This is a genomic window from Solibacillus sp. FSL W7-1324 (genome assembly GCF_038008025.1).
Taxonomy (GTDB): Bacteria; Bacillota; Bacilli; order Bacillales_A; family Planococcaceae; genus Solibacillus.
In genome coordinates, this window is record NZ_JBBOYH010000001.1 from 238760 (window position 1) to 255848 (window position 17089).

Here is a 17089-nt window from a genome sequence, read left to right on the forward strand (position 1 = left end):
ATGGTATATAAAACAAACATCCGTGCACCACGTGGTTCTGAGCTTTCATGTAAAGGGTGGACACAGGAAGCGGCAATGCGCATGCTGATGAACAATTTAGATCCGGAAGTAGCGGAAAATCCGGATGAGCTTGTCGTATATGGCGGTATCGGGAAAGCTGCACGTGATTGGGAAAGCTATGAAAAACTCATTGCGACATTAAAAGAACTGGAAAATGACGAAACGATGATTGTTCAGTCCGGAAAACCGGTTGCAGTATTTAGAACACATGAAAATGCACCACGCGTACTGATTGCCAACTCGAATTTGGTGCCTGGCTGGGCAAACTGGGACCACTTCTATGAACTGGAAGAACGCAACTTAATGATGTACGGGCAAATGACGGCAGGCTCATGGATTTATATCGGGGCACAAGGTATTTTGCAAGGAACATATTTAAGCTTTGTGGAAGCAGGGAAAAAGAAGTTTGGAACAGCCGACCTTCGTGGTAAGTGGATATTAACTGGTGGTATGGGTGGTATGAGTGGTGCCCAGCCATTAGCCGGAAAAATGGCGGGAGCGGTCATTTTAGTTGTTGAAGTGGACCGTGCACGAATCGAACGTAAAATAAATGAAGGCTACTGTGATTACCTTGTCGAAACAGTAGATGAGGCGATAGCGCTGGTGAATAAGTTAACGGCTGCTAAAGAACCTGCATCAATTGGTTTAGTAGGAAACTGTGCAGACATTAACCGTGAGCTGTTAAATCGCGGCATGATTCCGGATTTCGTGACAGACCAGACATCTGCGCACGACCCGATTAACGGCTATATTCCAAACGGGATGACGTTGGAGGAAGCACTTCAATTGCGCAAAACGGATGTAAAAACATATGAGCGCCGAGCAAAGGAAACAATGGCAGAGCATGTACGGACAATGCTTGAATTCCAGCAGGCAGGTGCGGAAACATTCGACTACGGAAACAATATCCGTGCGTATGCAAAGGAAATGGGTGTGGAAAATGCTTTTGACTTCCCTGGATTTGTACCTGCCTATATCCGCCCGTTATTCTGTGAAGGAAAGGGACCTTTCCGCTGGGCAGCATTGTCAGGCGACCCGGAGGATATTTACAAAACAGATGCTTTGGCTAAAGAAATGTTTGCTGAAGATACAGCATTAGTAAACTGGATCGATATGGCGCAGAAAATGGTGAAATGGCAAGGCTTACCTGCCCGTATTTGCTGGCTGGGATATGGCGACCGCCACCGCTTTGCCCTAAGAGTGAACGAAATGGTTGCAAATGGTGAATTGAAAGCACCGATCGTATTCGGTCGTGATCATTTGGACTCTGGATCTGTCGCTTCGCCAAACCGTGAGACAGAAGGAATGCAGGATGGATCGGATGCTGTATCAGATTGGCCATTATTAAATGCGCTCGTCAATACGGCAGGCGGTGCAAGCTGGGTGAGTATCCATCATGGCGGCGGTGTAGGAATGGGATATTCCCAACATGCCGGCCAAGTACTAGTAGCTGACGGAACAACACTTGCTGCAGAAAAGATCAATCGCGTGCTTATTTCAGACCCGGGTATGGGGGTTGTACGTCATGCAGATGCAGGCTATGACATTGCAGTTCGCACAGCAAAAGAAAAAGGTATCAATATGCCGATGCTAAAAGGATGATGAACTTTGGCTATTTTAATAAACAATGCAAATGAAGTATTAACAATGGAATGTGATGTGAAATTACCACGCCGCCGTGAGCAAATGAGCGAGCTCGGTCTGAAAAAAGAGGTAAGTGTATTAATCGAAGACGATCGCATTGCTATGATTGCGCCTCTTGATGAAATAAAACAGGAATATCCGCATCTAGTAAGCGATGCCGAGGTTATTGATGCACGCGGGAAGATTGTCATGCCGGGTCTTGTTGACTGCCATACACATTTAGTGCATGGGGGGACACGTGAACATGAGCTGAATATGCGCCTTGCCGGAAGGTCCTATATGGATATTATGAATGCAGGTGGCGGGATTCACTATACGACGACAAAAACGCGTGAAGCGAGTTTTGATGAGTTATACAATAAAACCGTTCAGCACTTAAACGAGTTTTTGCGTCACGGCGTTACAACGGTTGAGGCAAAATCCGGCTATGGCCTTGATCTTGAAAACGAACTCAAACAGCTTAATGTTGTAAAGAAACTGCAGGAAGAGCATGTTGTCGATATCGTCTCTACTTTTATGGGCGCACATGCTGTTCCGAAAGAATTTAAAGGCAATGAAGATGAATTCGTGAAAATTATAATCGAGCAGATGATTCCAAAAGTGGCGGAATTGGGGCTTGCGGAATTCAATGATGTCTTTTGCGAAAAAGGGGTGTTCACACCTGAGCAATCCCGCTTGATTCTGGAAGCGGGGAAAGAATATGGACTGACACCGAAAATTCATGCAGATGAAATCGAGCCGTACGAAGGCGCGGAACTCGCTGCAGAAGTAGGAGCCATCTCCGCAGAGCATTTACTCGTTGCTTCCGATGAAGGAATTGCTGCAATGGCGAAGGCAGGTACGATTGCTGTACTCTTACCTGGAACTGCCTTCTTTTTACGCGCACCGTATGCAAGAGGACGCCTGATGGTTGATAGTGGCGTACCTGTAGCGATTTCAACGGACTTTAATCCGGGTTCTTCGCCAACGATCAGCCTGCCATTCATTCAAAATTTGGCATGCATGAACATGGGTATGACGATGGAAGAAGTGCTTTGTGCAACAACGATCAATGCCGCCCATGCGATAAAACGCGCGGATCAAGTTGGTACGCTCGAAAAAGGAAAAAAGGCAGATGTACTGATTTTGGACGTTCCAAATTATAAGCAGCTTCAATATTTTTACGGGATGAATCATACCGACACTGTTATTAAAGCAGGAAAAGTCGTTGTGAAAGGTGGCAGCTTACTGTGAGCGCTTTTCTAGTAAGCCCGGCAACTTCTTGGAATCGGGTAGAATCTGAAGACTTGAAGGTGAAAGACTGGATTGTACCAAGTTATGCGGAGCTTTCGGAATCCTTTGATGTGGTTTTAACAGGGGTCCCGCTGTCCCGTTCGTCGATTAGTGCTTCAGCAGCTTCGGAATATCCGGATTTTTTCCGTAAAAGCTGGAATCTGTTTACGACGTATTCGATTGATGAGGATGTAGATATTCGGGAACTACGGGTTGCGGATGTCGGCGATGTGAAAATGCACGGGACGAATATTTTACAGTGTCATGACAATATCGAACAGGCGATGACGGATATATTGAATAATTGTCCTGCGAGCTTCTATGTACAAATTGGCGGCGATCATTCGATTACTGCCCCGGTTGTAAGGGCTTTTGCAAATTCTTCCGGCAAACGAATCGGTATTTTACAGTTCGATACCCATCTGGATTTACGAGCAACGGAATCAGATGGACCGACAAATGGTACGCCGATCCGTCAGCTGCTTGATGCAGGGATAGTGAAGGGTGAGGATGTGTACAACATCGGGCTGCACGGTTTTTACAATGCCCCGAGCCTTATTCGTACTGCGGACCATTATGGGGTGAATCGTATTACGTTAAAGGATTTCCGTCGTCGTGGCGCGGAGTCCGTAATCGCGAATGTCATGGAAGAGCTTTCTGAAAAAGTAGATATTGTTTATGTGACAGTTGATATGGACGTACTTGATATTGCATATGCCCCGGGAGTTCCTGCGTCTACACCAGGTGGGATGCGGACAGATGAACTTTTTGATTTGCTTTATGAAGTGGGGAAATATGAAATTGTAAAAGGTATGGATTTCGTCTGTGTTGACCCGCATCGTGATACACGTGAATTGCAGACGGTAAAGGCTGGGGTTTATGCGTTTTTAACGATGATGGTATCGAGATTTGTACATTTAAAATGACCGAATTTCTTTTTAAGGAAATTCGGTTTTTTTTATGAATTAAAATAGAATAAAAGCGGATTAAGAATCAAATCTGGGGGTAAAGGAGGAAAGAGATTAATAACTACAGGAGGTTGTCAAATGGCTGCTAAAAAGGAACTAGCATTACATGAACAATTGGAAGTCCATGAAGTATTAATTTTTAAAACGACATGCGTTACAAAAGGGAAGTTGTTCTCATCTCTTGTTCAAGACAAGAAACTGAAGGAAATCCTTGATGAAGATCTGGAACTTTCCGTAAAGGCAATTAAAGATCTGAAAAAATTACTGAAAGATGCAAGCAACTAAGGAGGCAGAGACAATGGCAACGAAAAAATCAGAAGAAACAACTGAACAGCAACTGGATTTGGATGTATCAATGATTGACGATATGGCGATTGCTACTGACCTGCTGATCACATCAAAAGCAGCAGTTCGAAACTTGGCGGTAGCCATTACCGAAACGGCAACACCTGCTGTTAAACGAATTTTACGCCGTGAACTGGATAACGCGATTGATACACATGACAAAATTGCACAATATATGATCAAAAATGAAATGTATCATGCCTATGATTTACAAGAACAGATGGAGCATGATATTGAAAAAGCAGACATCGCATTGAATGTGGCGAAAAAATAGTTGAAATTAAAACAGGCTGTTTGGAAAGGTTGAACACTTTTCAAACAGCCTGTTTTTGAGGATTATAGAAATTACGTTATATTATGCATTCTGAACGACGCCTCTCCGCAAATGCTTTGTAACTTTTTTCTCGACCTTTGCAGAAATCAGTTCGATTAAAATAGAAATCACCCAATATATGAGTGCCGCTGCGATAAAGGCTTCCAAAAACTTTAGATTACTTGCCGCTATAATATTGGCAGTACCTGTAATTTCAGTTACAGAGATTAAAAAGGCAATCGATGTTGCATGTAAAAAGGCAGTGCATATATTCGTTAAATTTGGAATTGCTGCAACTATTGCCTGAGGAAAAATGATACGTGTAAACACTTGGCTCGCCGTCATTCCTATTGAATGTGCTGCTTCAATCTGACCTTTAGAAACGCTTAAGATCCCGCTACGTATAATTTCTGATAAAAAGGCACCAGCATTTAAAGTTAAAGCGATTAAAACAAAAACATAAAGCGGGATTCCATTAAGAGAAATGTCGAGCACTTCTTGCGCAAAATTAGTAAAGCCGAAATAAATAATGAAAATATGCATAATTACAGGCGTCCCCCGATAAAAGGAAACATAAAAATTTGCACAAGCTTTTAATATTTTTAAATCACTCATTCGGATAAAGGCAACAAACAGACCAATTACAAACCCTAATATGATAGGTGTAAATGCTAAAAATAAAGTAAAAGGAATAACTTTGCTAATTTCCTTTAACGCATACAAAGTAAAATTAAAGTCCAACTGCATCGTATTTCCCCCTAAAGTGCCTCTTTTACAAGATAGTGATTTAAATAGCGTTCAATAAATTTATAACCGTATTCAAGCAGTAAAACGATGACGTAATATATGATGGCAAGTGCTACATATACTTCGAGTGCGTTCATCGTAGCAGTAATAAGCGTATCTCCACGGCCCATCATATCCATAACGCCGATAGAAAAGGCAAGCGAAGTGTCTTTTAATGAGCTGATTGATGTGCTTGCAATATTAGGGAAGGCTATCCGTAATGCTTGTGGAAAAACAATACGCGAGAACGTTTGCCACCCTGTCATACCAATTGACTGTGCTGCTTCAGCTTGCCCATAGTCAATCGATTGAATTGCGGCACGGAATATTTCTGCAAAAGCTGCTGCATTACTAAGTGTGTATGTAATGATGACAAAGATAAAAGCATCCATTCGTGTAATATTGATGCCAAACATTCCTACAAGAAGAGGTAGCCCATAAAAAACTAAGAATAATTGGATTAAAATCGGCGTCCCACGAATAAATGAAATATAAAGTGTAGCGATTTCTTTAAGAACAGGGATTTTATAGAGACGTGGAACGGCAATGATGATTCCAAGAATAAGCCCAAAGAAAATCGATAACAGAAGTATTTCGATTGTAATGTGTAAGTAGTTTAGCAATTTTGGAATGGCATCAAATACATAGCCAATATCGAAGAAGCTCGACATTCATCATTACCTCCTTTTTTAAAGTTCAACCGAGAAGTCGGCACCAAGCCACTTTTCACTTAATTCTTTAACAGTACCATCTTCAATTAACTCTTCTAATATTTCATCGATATCGGCAGCAAGTTTTTCGTCTTGCTTATTCAGCATGAAAAAGATTTCCGAGAAAATTAATGGTTCGCCAACCAGCTTCAATTGTGCATCAGATTCACGATTAAATATTTCTACTGAAAAAGGGAATTGGAAAATTGCCTGAATTCGATCTGTTTTTAATTGGTTTAGCATATCAGGTGTTGACGTTATATATGTTAACTCTGTGTCCAGGTTATTTTTTGCTACATAATCTTCAACAAAAAGAGCTGCATTACTCGTTGGTGCAAGCCCAACTGTTTTTCCATTTAAATCATCAATAGAATGAATATCAGTATTTTTTTCATTGACTACAACATGGGTAGGAACCGCATTGTATGGCTGTTTATTAAATAAAAACTTCTCTTCACGCTCAGGGTTTTTAGCCATATTGTGTGCAATTAAATCAATTTTTTCAGTTTCTAAACTTAGAAGTAAGTTGGAGAAATCCATCACTTCAAAATCAAATTCATATTGAGGTAAACGTTGATCGATTTCTTTTAATAACTCGATATCATAACCTGTTAAATTACCATCTTCATCATAGAAACAAATATTGATAAACTGTGAACCTGTACCAATAACAACTTTTTCTGCGTCTGCATTATTATTGGCATCTGTCTTAGCGACATCTGAATCATCGCCGCATGCCGCTAGTAAAGCACCAGATAATAAAATGGATGATAGTAGTTTTTTGTTCATTAGCCATTCACCTCTTGAGTTACTTTCAATGCTTTTTCTAAATGCTCAATACCTAGCTCTGTCACGCCTACATATGAATTTTCCTGTCCGATTTCAACAACCGGCACATAACGAATGCCATATTTAATTTCTAAAATATCACGATAAGTGTCGTTATTCGTAACATCAACTACTCTATAATCAATTTGCTTTTGCTTTAAATATGTTTTAACTTCTTCGCAATAAGAACAACCATCTTTAGACCAAACAATTACTTGTGTCATTTTAATTTCCCCCTATTATACAGTCACTGCCGAGAGCAGTTTTTTTGGACTAAGCAGCTCATATGACATACGGCGTGCTTCATGGTTTTTAATGGGTGTATGAAGAATAAACTCCGTTACACCTAATTCGTAATAATGATCGAATGTTTCTTTAATTTTTGATGGTGTACCGCTCAAAATATTTGCTTCATAACGTTTTACTTCAAAAGCCTCCCCTGATTGCTTACCGTAGTCTTCAGCCGCTTCCTTTGTAGTAAGTGTTAGTGTACGACCACTTGCTAAATGCACTTTATAAATTTCATGTCCTTCCGCGTAAGTGTGGGCGGATGCTTCGTCTTTAGCGGCTATAACAGCAAATGCGACACCAAATTTCCCTTTTGGAGCATGCTTTTTATAAGCGGCAATAGCGTCAATGAGGGTTTGCTTATCACTATTAATAAATTGAGCAAATACATATGTGAAGCCCAATTGACCAGCATACTCAGCACTTGAAACACTACCACCTAGCAAGATGATTTCTGGGGCGATTTCGGTTGTTGGGGTTACTTCCAACTTAGCGAAACGATCCTCTTCCGGAAGGCTGTTTTCAATAAAGCCCTTCAGTAAGCGAAGGCGTTCATTAAAATCATTATCGATACTTTCAGATACACCATATTGTAAAGCGGCTGTAGCTAATGGGAGTCCACCGGGTGCTTTTCCTACTCCCAAGTCTACGCGGTTTCCTGCTAAGTTCGTTAAAACATTAAAATTCTCCGCTACTTTATATGGACTATAGTGGGAAAGCATAACACCGCCGGAACCTACCCGTATCTTATTGGTTTTTGCAAGAATATAGCTGACAAGTACTTCTGGAGAAGAACTCGCCACTTCATGTGAATGATGATGTTCAGAAACCCAAAATCTTTTATACCCAAGCTTTTCTGCTAGCTGGGCAAGCTCGACTGTTCTAAGAAGAGTTAATGCATTAGATGCGCCTTCTATAACAGGAGCCTGATCTAAAATAGATAAGTGATAGCCCATTTTTTCATTCTCCTTATATATCAAATGTAAGTTCCGGTGTTAAACGTTTTAGAAATTGTTTTGTCCGGTCATGTTTTGGTGTATTAAAAATGACTTGAGGCTCGGCTTCTTCTAAAACTACACCACCATCCATAAAAACAATGCGGCTGGACACTTCTCGTGCGAAATTCATTTCATGTGTGACGATAATCATCGTTATTCCGGATTTTGCTATTTTCCTAATAACATCTAATACTTCACCGACTAACTCCGGGTCTAGGGCAGATGTTGGCTCATCAAATAAAATAACTTCTGGATTTAGTGCCAGTGCCCTCGCAATACCGACACGCTGCTGCTGCCCACCTGATAATTCGCTTGGATAGACATGCGCTTTATGCTCGAGACCTACTTTTTTTAACAGCTCTAATGCAATTTCCTTTGCCTCTTTCGTTGATTTTTTTTGGACAACAAGTAAGCCTTCTGTAATATTTTGCAAAACTGTTTTATGTTGAAATAAGTTATAGCCTTGGAAAACCATCGCGGTCTTTTTTCGCAATGCAATAATTGCCTTTTTAGAAGCATTTTTCGAATTAAGTGATAAATTATCAATCGTGATTGTGCCTTCGTTTGCTTTTTCTAAAAAGTTAATGCAACGAAGTAACGTTGTTTTTCCTGAGCCACTAGGACCCAAAATCGAAATAATATCCCCCTTATTTACTTCAAGGTCAATCCCTTTTAAAACTTCTATTTTGCCAAAGCTTTTATGAATATTTTCAAGCTTGATCATTCGGAGGCCCCTCCTTAACTTATTTGATAAGCTGTTTCTTATAGCGGTTTTCTTTAATTGGTAAACCTAAGTTTTCGCGTAAAGTCGAAGCAGGGTAGTCTTCACGGTAATAACCTTTTTCTCGTAAAATCGGTACAACTTTTTCAACGAAATCTTCCAAAGTATGTGGTGCAACCGTCGTAATAATAAACCCGTCCGCTGCATCTGCTTCAATCCAGCGAATTATCTCATCGGCAATATGAACAGGTGTACCGATGAAATTCGAGCGCGGTGTTGCTTCGCGAAGGGCGACTTCGCGTAATGTTAGTTTTTCTTCTTTTGCATACTGCTTAATCCGATCGGTAAACGCTTGGAAGCTGTTCCGTCCCAACTCGCCAAGTTCAGGGAATGGGGCATCAATATCGTATTGACTGAAATCGTGATGATCGAAATAGCGGCCTAAATATGCAAGTGCTTTTTCATCAGATACTAGTTCGGCAACTTCCCAATAACGCTTTTCTGCTTCTTCAGATGTATTTCCAATAATAGGGGAAATACCTGGGAACAGTTTTAACTGCTCAGGATCACGCTTTGCATTTATCGCAGCCTCTGTTAGTTTTTGTTTGAAAAGCTGACTTTCCTCAAGTGACTTTGGTGCTGAAAATACTGCATCTGCATCTCGAACTGCCAGAGCAATTCCTGAAGGAGATGAACCAGCTTGGAAAATAACCGGCTGACCTTGGCTCGATCGTTGAATATTTAAGGGGCCACGAACATTGAAATATTTCCCTTTATAATCAAGTACATGAAGCTTATCTTTATCGAAAAATAAATCTTTATCTATATCTGCAATAAAGGCATCATCTTCCCATGAATCCCATAGTCCTTTTACAACATCTAAATATTCTTTAGCAATCTCATAACGTTCGGCATGTGATGGATGATCTTCAACTTTTTTGTTGAAATTTAATGCCGTACTTTCCAATGGAGTTGTAACGACATTCCAACCAGCCCGACCATTACTAATCAGATCAAGTGAAGCAAGCTGTCGAGCAACATTAAATGGTTCGCTGTAAGAAGTGGAAATTGTACCAACTAAACCGACATTGTTTGTAACAGAAGCCAGCGCTGATAAAATGGTTACCGGTTCAAAGCGATTTAAAAAATGTGGTATTGACTTTTCATTTATAAATAGACCATCTGCAATAAAAACAACATCAAATTTCCCTCGTTCTGCAACTTGCGCTTGTTGTGTATAAAATTGTATGTCAACACTCTGCTTTGGGTTTACTTCGGGATGTCGCCAGCTTGAAATATGACCTCCTACACCATGTATCATTGCACCAAAATGTACTTGTTTTTTAACCATGATGCCATCTCCTTTAATTCCTATTGATTTACTAAACTTTATTGTTAATGAATCGTATCATTATTCTGTCAATTGTTACAAGGGGGGTATTGATAGAAAAATTCTATCAGTGAAAGTGGAACTTATGGTGCAGCAAAGGGGAGAAGGCATAAAAAAACATCATTTAATAAAATGATGTTGAGAAGTAAGAACTTTTATATTTAGAGTGTTCGGATTTCCATTTGAATTTTGCGATACAGAGCAACAATTTCCTGAGCATACGGTAAAAAGTGCTGTCCTTCTTTAGATAAACTTAAACTGCGTCCAGACCGAATGAACAATTGTACATTTAAACTTTCTTCAAGTGATTTGATGCGTGCTGAAATGGTAGGTTGAGAAAGAAATAAAACATTTGCTGCTTTATGTACACTTTTATATTCAACAACGTATATAAATGATTCAATATGATCTATATTCAAACTTACCCTCCTCTTTATAATAAAGTTTATAAGAATAGTTGGTTTAAATGCAAGGGTATATATTATTATATTCCGAATTTCCCTTATATTTACGTTAATTCTTTTTTTATGAAACTTATAACATTCCTAAACAGTAAATAATATCAATGATTATTTCAAAAGGAGGTTCAAGATGAAACGTAAAATCCTTTTCGCAATCATCGGGGCACTGCTCTTACATATTCTATATTTTGCAATACAGCTGTTAATAGGGTTAGTTCAAACATTTTTCTACAAACCGCAATTTGCGCCGGATACGGTTGGGTTGCAATCTGAGTTGGCATTCGGATTTATTAAAGAAGGCTCCCCGTTATTATTGCTTGGGAGCTACATTGGGATAGCAATCCTTATATTTACTGTACTTAGTTTGAAAAAACAAGGCACGAACAGCATTTCCCAAAATCAACGACGCTAAAGTTTAAATGATACAGGAAGCGGCAAATCAGCGAGTGATAAATGGAGGAGATAGTTTAAAAAGACTTTATGAACAAATTTAGTCATGTATGAAATATACATGTTTTAATCGGTTGTTGTTTCATTGTGTTTCCTTTTCCAAGAGGCCAAAATAAGGCTAGAAGGGGATGAAATAGATGGCAACAACGACTTCAATAGTGCATGAACGTATAGATTTCCTTACTTTATATAAAAAAGAAACAAATCAGACAGAAGAGTGGCTGAAAAAGCGTTTGGAAGATGCCCAGCATTCGGACTTTATTTTATCGACAGATGAGCTTACATACGGGGCGCGAGTTGCATGGCGCAACAGCAATAAATGTATCGGGCGTCTGTTTTGGAATAGCTTAAACGTGTTTGATGAGCGCCGATTATTAAATGAAGCTGAAATTTACGAAGCACTTCTTAACCATATTGATTTTGCGACCAATAACGGGAAAATTAGACCGGCTATTACACTGTTTGAACCGGACCGTGTACGAATTTGGAATCACCAGCTCATCCGCTATGCCGGCTATGAAACAGATAGTGGGATTGTCGGAGATTCCGATTCGATCGAGTTTACGAAAATATGTGAAAGCCTTGGCTGGCGGGGTGCACGTACAAACTATGATGTACTACCACTTGTCATTCAAGTTGATGACCGGGATCCTATGTTTTTTGATCTTCCGAAAGAGTGTGTGCTGGAAGTGGCGATCACCCATCCGGAATATGATTTTTCATCATTAAATATAAAATGGTATGCAGTTCCGATTATCTCGAGTATGCGTTTTAATATTGCCGGCACCGATTTTCCGGCAGCCCCGTTTAACGGGTGGTATATGGGGACAGAAATCGGTGCGCGCAACTTGGCGGATACGTACCGTTATAATTTCCTCCCGGAAGTAGCGGAAGCAATGGGACTGGATACTGCAATGAATACATCGCTTTGGAAGGACCGTGCACTTGTTGAATTGAATGTTGCGGTTCTTCATTCCTATAAAAGGGCGGGTGTTAGTATTGTCGATCATCATACAGCAGCCCAGCAGTTTCAGCTGTTTCAAATGCAGGAAAATAAAAGCAACCGCGATGTAACCGGCAACTGGGTTTGGCTAGTACCGCCATTATCTCCTGCAACTACGGATCTTTATCATGAACCAATTGCCAACACGCTAAAAAAACCAAATTACTTCTACCAAAAGCAGCCATATTAAAACAGGTGTGCAGAAAGCCTCTGCACACCTGTTTCTTTACCTTTTATTTAATATAATTTGGATCAATTCATCACGATCGATTAAATAAACGTCATTGATGTCGGCAAGTTTTTCGGCCTGGCGTGTAAAATGACTGTTTGTGACAACCCATGCTTCAGTTGCTTCGTACATTTTTACCGCTCCGATAATTTCCTGAACGGCTTTTACACCGACCGTACCGGAATAGCGTTTTGCCTGGACAGCGATAATATCTTTTCCGTCCTTTAGAATAAGGTCTGCACCGTAGTCACCGCTCGTTGCGGTATAGCTCACTTTAAAACCTCGTCGCTTAAATAACTCTCCTAAAAATCTCTCGAAATCCTCACCGGTCATTTTATCGACTTCGCGAATGCCGGATTTTCGTAACTTCCTCGTCTTCAGCGATTTTAGCCAAATTTTAAACGCGATATATAGTACGAAATAAGCGACAATTCCATAGCCGATGCCTTCAGCTGTTTGTGTGACATAAAAACCAGCTGCACCAGCCGAGGCGATGAAAAACAGCGGGATAACCGGCAGGCGTTTTTTATTTCGTCTTCTCTTTTTACGCAATAGTTCTGTACTCCTTTTATTTACTAAAGCTATTATATCATAAAAAGGGTACATACGTTTGGTTATATCGTCCGATTGTTTGCGCTCATAAAAGAAGCAAAAAATAACAGTACAGAAATCAGGATAAACAGCATAACCGGGATTGACCAGCTGTCCGTCAAATCATGGACATAGCCGAACAGAATCGGTCCGATTGCGGCAATGAAATAACCGATTGATTGTGCAAACCCGGAAAGTTCAGCTGCATCATAGGCTGTCTCTGTACGAAGAGAAAACAGCATCAGTACTAAACCGAATGAAGCCCCACCTGCAAATCCCAATAAAATCATCCAGACGATGGCGAGACTTGTCCATTCCATCAACACACCAGTAAATCCAACTAAGTAACAGATCGTAAAGAAAACAACGATCGGTCGTTGCGAGGCAATTTTACCGGCGATAATCGGAATAATAAATGTCATCGGAATTTGCGAAAACTGCATAACGGACACCATCCAGCCGGAAGCAGTTGCATCAAGTCCCTGGCTAACGAAAATTTCCGGTATCCACGCGGACGAGCAGTAAAATATAAATGATTGAAAGCCCATTGCCCCAGCGACTGCCCAGGCAATGGGTGACTTCCACATATATGTTCTCTTCGTCTGCGAAGAGGGCATATGTAATTCGACTTTTTCCTGGCGCAAAATCGGCAGCCAGATTAGCAATGTAAGAATCCCTAAAATAATCGTAATACCTGCTGCGATTTGCCAGCCTGCGTTTGCGGCAATCGGGTAACTGAAGCCCGCAGCAATTCCGGAAGATGTGTTCATTGATACGGAATAAATTCCTGTTAATAAGCCAATATGTAACGGGAATTTCCATTTAAAAAAACTAGGTATCAGGACATTACCAAATGCAATGGCGATGCCGATTAATATTGTTCCAAAAACAAGTAATGACGTTGCTCCGAGCGAACGCATCAAAATTCCTGCACATAACAAAATGACCGAATAAAATAACGTCCACTCCAAACCGAATTTACGGGCAATACGCGGGGCAAATGGTGAAACGACCGCAAAGGCGATTAAAGGGATCGTCGTTAAAAAACCTGCTAGAAAGTTCGATATTCCGAGCCCATCCCGAATAAATGAAATAATCGGCCCGATTAATGTAATCGGTGTACGCAATGTTGTCGCAAATAAAAAGACGGCAATCATGAAATAGATGAGCGGTCGGTTAGATAGTATTTTTTTGCTGTTTTGATTTAGTTGCTCGGTGTCCATTTTAATTCTCCTTTTGATTAGTAATATATGTCCGAGTAGTATGAATACTCGCAAAAAACAGAATAATGGTGAAGCCATTGCTATCAAAAAAATGTTATGTTAGACTTTTAATCAATTAAATAAAACATTACCTCATGTAGATGTATGAGGTAGAGGTCGCAATCATTAAGACTAGTATAGCTGAGATTAAGAAGAATCGGTGAAGCTTTATGAAAGGAATGGTTGCCGAAGTGTTATTTTTCTTCTTGAAAATAATGCTGGGGCTGTTTCCGATAAGGAGCAGAACTGTCACATGTGTGAGCATGTGTTGAGCTATCTTTCAAGTTTGATGAGGTGTAAATATAACCATCACAAAAACTTGTGGTGGTTTTTCTTTTACACGGTCATTGAACAAAACAAAAAGGGAGTTTTATATTCATGGGTGAGATTAAGATAGACCAGCTCGGTAATAATAACGGGTTGAAAAAGAGTTTGAAAAGTCGCCATGTAACGATGATTTCGCTTGGCGGAACAATCGGTACAGGTTTATTTTTAGCATCAGGTGGTGCGATTGCACAGGCAGGTCCTGGCGGGGCATTACTTGCATATGCACTGATCGGTGTTATGGTGTATTTCTTAATGACATCATTAGGGGAAATGGCTGCCTATATGCCAACATCCGGTTCGTTTAGTACGTATGCAACAAAATTTGTTGACCCGGCTTTAGGCTTCGCGCTTGGCTGGAACTATTGGTACAACTGGGCAATTACAATTGCAGCTGAAATTGCGGCTGTTTCGTTAATTATGAAATACTGGTTCCCGGACAGTTCATCAATTTTATGGACAATTTTATTTATCGCAGTTGTTTTATCATTTAACTTAGCGTCAGTAAAAGCTTTCGGTGAAGCGGAGTACTGGTTTGCGATGATTAAAGTCGCGACAGTAATTGTGTTCATCATTGTCAGCTTCTTAATGATTTTCGGGATTTTAGGCGGGAACGATCCGGTCGGCTTCACTAACTTCGTGAAAGACGACGCACCGTTTAATGGCGGTTTCCTTGCACTTTTCGGTATTTTCCTTGCAGCCGGATTCTCATTCCAAGGTACGGAAATGCTTGGGGTAACGGCAGGAGAAACAGATGACCCGGGCAAAAACATTCCAAAAGCGGTACGTTCAGTATTCTGGCGTATTTTACTGTTTTACATTTTCGCAATCGGTGCAATCGGATTGCTTATTCCATATACGGATTCTCGTCTTTTATCAGAAGATATTGCGACAAGCCCGTTTACATTAGTATTTGAAAACTTAGGTGTGGCATTTGCGGCATCTGTTATGAATGCGATTATTTTAACGGCAATGTTATCAGCAGGGAACTCTGGATTATATGCAGCAAGTCGTATGCTTTATCAGTTAGCGGTTGACGGCAAAGCACCAAAACTGTTCATGAAAATTACAAAGCGCGGTATTCCAATGTATGCACTTCTTGCTACTTTGGCAGTCGGTTCATTAGCATTCCTTGCATCATTTTTCGGTGACGGTGTAGTGTACATTTGGCTATTGAATGCTTCCGGTATGTCCGGCTTCATCGCTTGGCTCGGTATTGCAATCAGTCATTACCGATTCCGTCGTGCCTATGTCGCACAAGGAAATTCATTGAGCGATTTACCATATGTATCGAAATTCTTCCCATTCGGTCCGCTATTTGCGTTTGCCCTATGTATGATTGTCGTGCTAGGCCAAAACTATATGGCATTCATGGGCGGAACGATTGACTGGTACGGTGTTGTCGTTTCATATATCGGCTTACCACTGTTTGCCGCTTTATGGTTTGGCTATAAATTTAAACACAAAACGAAAATCGTTCCTTTAGAGGACTGCGATTTATCGAACAAATAATTTCTGAAACGCAATGTGGCTAGTAGGCTGACATTGCGTTTTTTTGTTTTGAGGATTATTTGTCCTATAGTGAGGAATAAGTGAGAGTGATTGAGGATTATGCTAGACTGTTTGAGGATAATTTGTCTAAAAGTGAGGAATAATTTCCTCAAGTAAGATGGCTGCAAGAATGGTATTATAGAAGAAACAAAAATTGAGTAACACTGAACTATAAGGAAGTGAAAACATGCCTATTTCAAAAGGTTTCTATAAAAAAGTATATCCGTGGTTAAAAGGGGAAGACAGTAAAGATGTGTTGTATCGACCATTTCTTACAAAGGGGAACCCGTATAAATCCCGTATCTTTCTAGTAAGTTCGCACGCGGTGCCTTTGTTTAAAGTAGAAGAAAGAAGCGAGCAGACTTTTGCGGAGTCATTAGTGAACAGAGAGCTTTTCCATGACCTTTATTTAAGTGAAATTAAAGGAGCACCCCGAGAGTTCAAAGGCTCATTACAGTTTGAAAACTGGCTGGAAAAGCAGCATCGGGAATCGCTCGTGTATACATCGTTAAATACGTATCAGTTGGAATCAGCGGATGAAGCGAAAACAGCTAAAAAAGAGGATACAGCTAATTTTGAGCGCGGAAATGTCATCTTTAAAGAAGTAATGGATGAGTTTCAGCCGAAAATTATAATTTTGCAAGGGACTGCTGCATACGAGCAATTTAAAGTACGATACGCTGATCGGTTAACAATCTTTAATGAAGAAGTGACGAAAGTACAATTATTGGAGCAGGCAGGGCCGTTTGCGGAAATGGTTTATGAAGATGGCAAAAAAGTGTCGATTTTCGTTACCCGCAGCATGAGCTACTTCGGTGCGGACGGTTCAAAGTTCGAACAATTTAAAGAGAATTTAGCTAAAATATTAGAAAATAATGTCTAAAACCGAACATTA

19 protein-coding genes and 1 riboswitch are annotated in these 17089 nt (G+C 40.4%); of the genes, 9 read left to right on the forward strand and 10 right to left on the reverse strand.

The features are described 5' to 3' along the window. The 5 genes from hutU (at position 1) to MKY71_RS01215 (ending at position 4563) form a co-directional block, all read left to right on the forward strand. Entirely contained in the window at positions 1-1662 is a 1662-nt protein-coding gene (gene hutU / locus MKY71_RS01195) for a urocanate hydratase (RefSeq protein ID WP_340731298.1), read from the forward strand. Between the two features lie 45 nt (positions 1663-1707). Then, complete coding sequence (gene hutI / locus MKY71_RS01200) at positions 1708-2937, forward strand: imidazolonepropionase (RefSeq protein WP_340733593.1); 1230 nt, start codon at positions 1708-1710, stop codon at positions 2935-2937. Then, entirely contained in the window at positions 2934-3902 is a 969-nt protein-coding gene (locus tag MKY71_RS01205; RefSeq protein WP_340731300.1) for an agmatinase family protein, read from the forward strand. The genes hutI and MKY71_RS01205 overlap by 4 nt, the downstream gene beginning before the upstream one ends. A gap of 120 nt (positions 3903-4022) precedes the next feature. Next, positions 4023-4229, forward strand: coding sequence for a spore coat protein (locus tag MKY71_RS01210; RefSeq protein WP_340731301.1), 207 nt, complete (start codon positions 4023-4025; stop codon positions 4227-4229). A gap of 13 nt (positions 4230-4242) precedes the next feature. Continuing rightward, on the forward strand, positions 4243-4563 hold the full coding sequence (locus MKY71_RS01215) for a spore coat protein (RefSeq protein WP_340731302.1): 321 nt from the start codon (positions 4243-4245) through the stop codon (positions 4561-4563). Between the two features lie 81 nt (positions 4564-4644). Here MKY71_RS01215 and MKY71_RS01220 read toward each other — a convergent pair whose 3' ends face one another. The 8 genes from MKY71_RS01220 to MKY71_RS01255 form a co-directional block, all read right to left on the reverse strand. Next, the gene (locus MKY71_RS01220; RefSeq protein WP_340731304.1) at positions 4645-5349 is read right to left on the reverse strand and encodes an amino acid ABC transporter permease; all 705 of its coding nucleotides are present in this window, start codon (positions 5347-5349) and stop codon (positions 4645-4647) included. 11 nt (positions 5350-5360) lie between these two features. Next, complete coding sequence (locus tag MKY71_RS01225; RefSeq protein WP_340731306.1) at positions 5361-6059, reverse strand: amino acid ABC transporter permease; 699 nt, start codon at positions 6057-6059, stop codon at positions 5361-5363. Between the two features lie 18 nt (positions 6060-6077). Then, positions 6078-6887 (reverse strand): transporter substrate-binding domain-containing protein, encoded by an 810-nt coding sequence (locus MKY71_RS01230; protein WP_340731307.1) that lies wholly within the window; start codon positions 6885-6887, stop codon positions 6078-6080. Then, positions 6887-7150 (reverse strand): glutaredoxin family protein, encoded by a 264-nt coding sequence (locus tag MKY71_RS01235; protein WP_340731308.1) that lies wholly within the window; start codon positions 7148-7150, stop codon positions 6887-6889. Before MKY71_RS01235 ends, MKY71_RS01230 begins: the two co-directional genes overlap by 1 nt. A 15-nt stretch (positions 7151-7165) precedes the next feature. Beyond that, positions 7166-8170: an LLM class flavin-dependent oxidoreductase gene (locus tag MKY71_RS01240; RefSeq protein WP_340731309.1), complete on the reverse strand. Its 1005-nt coding sequence runs from the start codon at positions 8168-8170 to the stop codon at positions 7166-7168. 13 nt (positions 8171-8183) lie between these two features. Next, positions 8184-8936, reverse strand: a complete 753-nt coding sequence (locus MKY71_RS01245; protein ID WP_340731310.1) for an amino acid ABC transporter ATP-binding protein — start codon at positions 8934-8936, stop codon at positions 8184-8186. Positions 8937-8955: 19 nt separating this feature from the next. Beyond that, positions 8956-10284 carry an LLM class flavin-dependent oxidoreductase gene (locus tag MKY71_RS01250; RefSeq protein ID WP_340731311.1) on the reverse strand — a complete coding sequence of 443 codons (1329 nt, stop codon included), beginning with the start codon at positions 10282-10284 and terminating at the stop codon, positions 8956-8958. Between the two features lie 200 nt (positions 10285-10484). Next, positions 10485-10742 carry a LysR family transcriptional regulator gene (locus MKY71_RS01255; protein WP_340731312.1) on the reverse strand — a complete coding sequence of 86 codons (258 nt, stop codon included), beginning with the start codon at positions 10740-10742 and terminating at the stop codon, positions 10485-10487. Positions 10743-10914: 172 nt separating this feature from the next. Here MKY71_RS01255 and MKY71_RS01260 point away from each other — a divergent pair, with 172 nt between their 5' ends. Together MKY71_RS01260 and MKY71_RS01265 are read left to right on the forward strand one after the other, a co-directional pair. Further along, positions 10915-11196 carry a hypothetical protein gene (locus MKY71_RS01260; RefSeq protein WP_340731313.1) on the forward strand — a complete coding sequence of 94 codons (282 nt, stop codon included), beginning with the start codon at positions 10915-10917 and terminating at the stop codon, positions 11194-11196. Positions 11197-11371: 175 nt separating this feature from the next. Then, on the forward strand, positions 11372-12427 hold the full coding sequence (locus MKY71_RS01265; protein ID WP_340731314.1) for a nitric oxide synthase oxygenase: 1056 nt from the start codon (positions 11372-11374) through the stop codon (positions 12425-12427). Between the two features lie 36 nt (positions 12428-12463). On the opposite strand, the gene MKY71_RS01270 is transcribed toward MKY71_RS01265, so the two are convergent. Together MKY71_RS01270 and MKY71_RS01275 are read right to left on the reverse strand one after the other, a co-directional pair. After that, on the reverse strand, positions 12464-13018 hold the full coding sequence (locus MKY71_RS01270) for a restriction endonuclease (protein ID WP_340731316.1): 555 nt from the start codon (positions 13016-13018) through the stop codon (positions 12464-12466). Positions 13019-13080: 62 nt separating this feature from the next. Further along, positions 13081-14280 (reverse strand): CynX/NimT family MFS transporter, encoded by a 1200-nt coding sequence (locus tag MKY71_RS01275; protein ID WP_340731317.1) that lies wholly within the window; start codon positions 14278-14280, stop codon positions 13081-13083. 142 nt (positions 14281-14422) lie between these two features. Then, positions 14423-14603: riboswitch (Lysine riboswitch) on the forward strand. Positions 14604-14697: 94 nt separating this feature from the next. Here MKY71_RS01275 and MKY71_RS01280 point away from each other — a divergent pair. Beyond that, complete coding sequence (locus MKY71_RS01280; RefSeq protein ID WP_340731318.1) at positions 14698-16155, forward strand: amino acid permease; 1458 nt, start codon at positions 14698-14700, stop codon at positions 16153-16155. Between the two features lie 226 nt (positions 16156-16381). Beyond that, positions 16382-17077: an RNA 2'-phosphotransferase gene (locus MKY71_RS01285; RefSeq protein ID WP_340731319.1), complete on the forward strand. Its 696-nt coding sequence runs from the start codon at positions 16382-16384 to the stop codon at positions 17075-17077. Positions 17078-17089: the final 12 nt, after the last annotated feature.

What these genes read in the sequence shown, in the direction of transcription:
- hutU (WP_340731298.1), top strand. Translation starts at nt 1, where the DNA reads ATGGTATATAAAACAAACATCCGTGCACCACGTGGTTCTGAGCTTTCA.
- hutI (WP_340733593.1), top strand. Translation starts at nt 1,708, where the DNA reads ATGGAATGTGATGTGAAATTACCACGCCGCCGTGAGCAAATGAGCGAG.
- MKY71_RS01210 (WP_340731301.1), top strand. Translation starts at nt 4,023, where the DNA reads ATGGCTGCTAAAAAGGAACTAGCATTACATGAACAATTGGAAGTCCAT.
- MKY71_RS01215 (WP_340731302.1), top strand. Translation starts at nt 4,243, where the DNA reads ATGGCAACGAAAAAATCAGAAGAAACAACTGAACAGCAACTGGATTTG.
- MKY71_RS01220 (WP_340731304.1), bottom strand. Translation starts at nt 5,349, where the DNA reads ATGCAGTTGGACTTTAATTTTACTTTGTATGCGTTAAAGGAAATTAGC.
- MKY71_RS01225 (WP_340731306.1), bottom strand. Translation starts at nt 6,059, where the DNA reads ATGTCGAGCTTCTTCGATATTGGCTATGTATTTGATGCCATTCCAAAA.
- MKY71_RS01230 (WP_340731307.1), bottom strand. Translation starts at nt 6,887, where the DNA reads ATGAACAAAAAACTACTATCATCCATTTTATTATCTGGTGCTTTACTA.
- MKY71_RS01235 (WP_340731308.1), bottom strand. Translation starts at nt 7,150, where the DNA reads ATGACACAAGTAATTGTTTGGTCTAAAGATGGTTGTTCTTATTGCGAA.
- MKY71_RS01240 (WP_340731309.1), bottom strand. Translation starts at nt 8,170, where the DNA reads ATGGGCTATCACTTATCTATTTTAGATCAGGCTCCTGTTATAGAAGGC.
- MKY71_RS01245 (WP_340731310.1), bottom strand. Translation starts at nt 8,936, where the DNA reads ATGATCAAGCTTGAAAATATTCATAAAAGCTTTGGCAAAATAGAAGTT.
- MKY71_RS01250 (WP_340731311.1), bottom strand. Translation starts at nt 10,284, where the DNA reads ATGGTTAAAAAACAAGTACATTTTGGTGCAATGATACATGGTGTAGGA.
- MKY71_RS01260 (WP_340731313.1), top strand. Translation starts at nt 10,915, where the DNA reads ATGAAACGTAAAATCCTTTTCGCAATCATCGGGGCACTGCTCTTACAT.
- MKY71_RS01265 (WP_340731314.1), top strand. Translation starts at nt 11,372, where the DNA reads ATGGCAACAACGACTTCAATAGTGCATGAACGTATAGATTTCCTTACT.
- MKY71_RS01275 (WP_340731317.1), bottom strand. Translation starts at nt 14,280, where the DNA reads ATGGACACCGAGCAACTAAATCAAAACAGCAAAAAAATACTATCTAAC.
- MKY71_RS01280 (WP_340731318.1), top strand. Translation starts at nt 14,698, where the DNA reads ATGGGTGAGATTAAGATAGACCAGCTCGGTAATAATAACGGGTTGAAA.
- MKY71_RS01285 (WP_340731319.1), top strand. Translation starts at nt 16,382, where the DNA reads ATGCCTATTTCAAAAGGTTTCTATAAAAAAGTATATCCGTGGTTAAAA.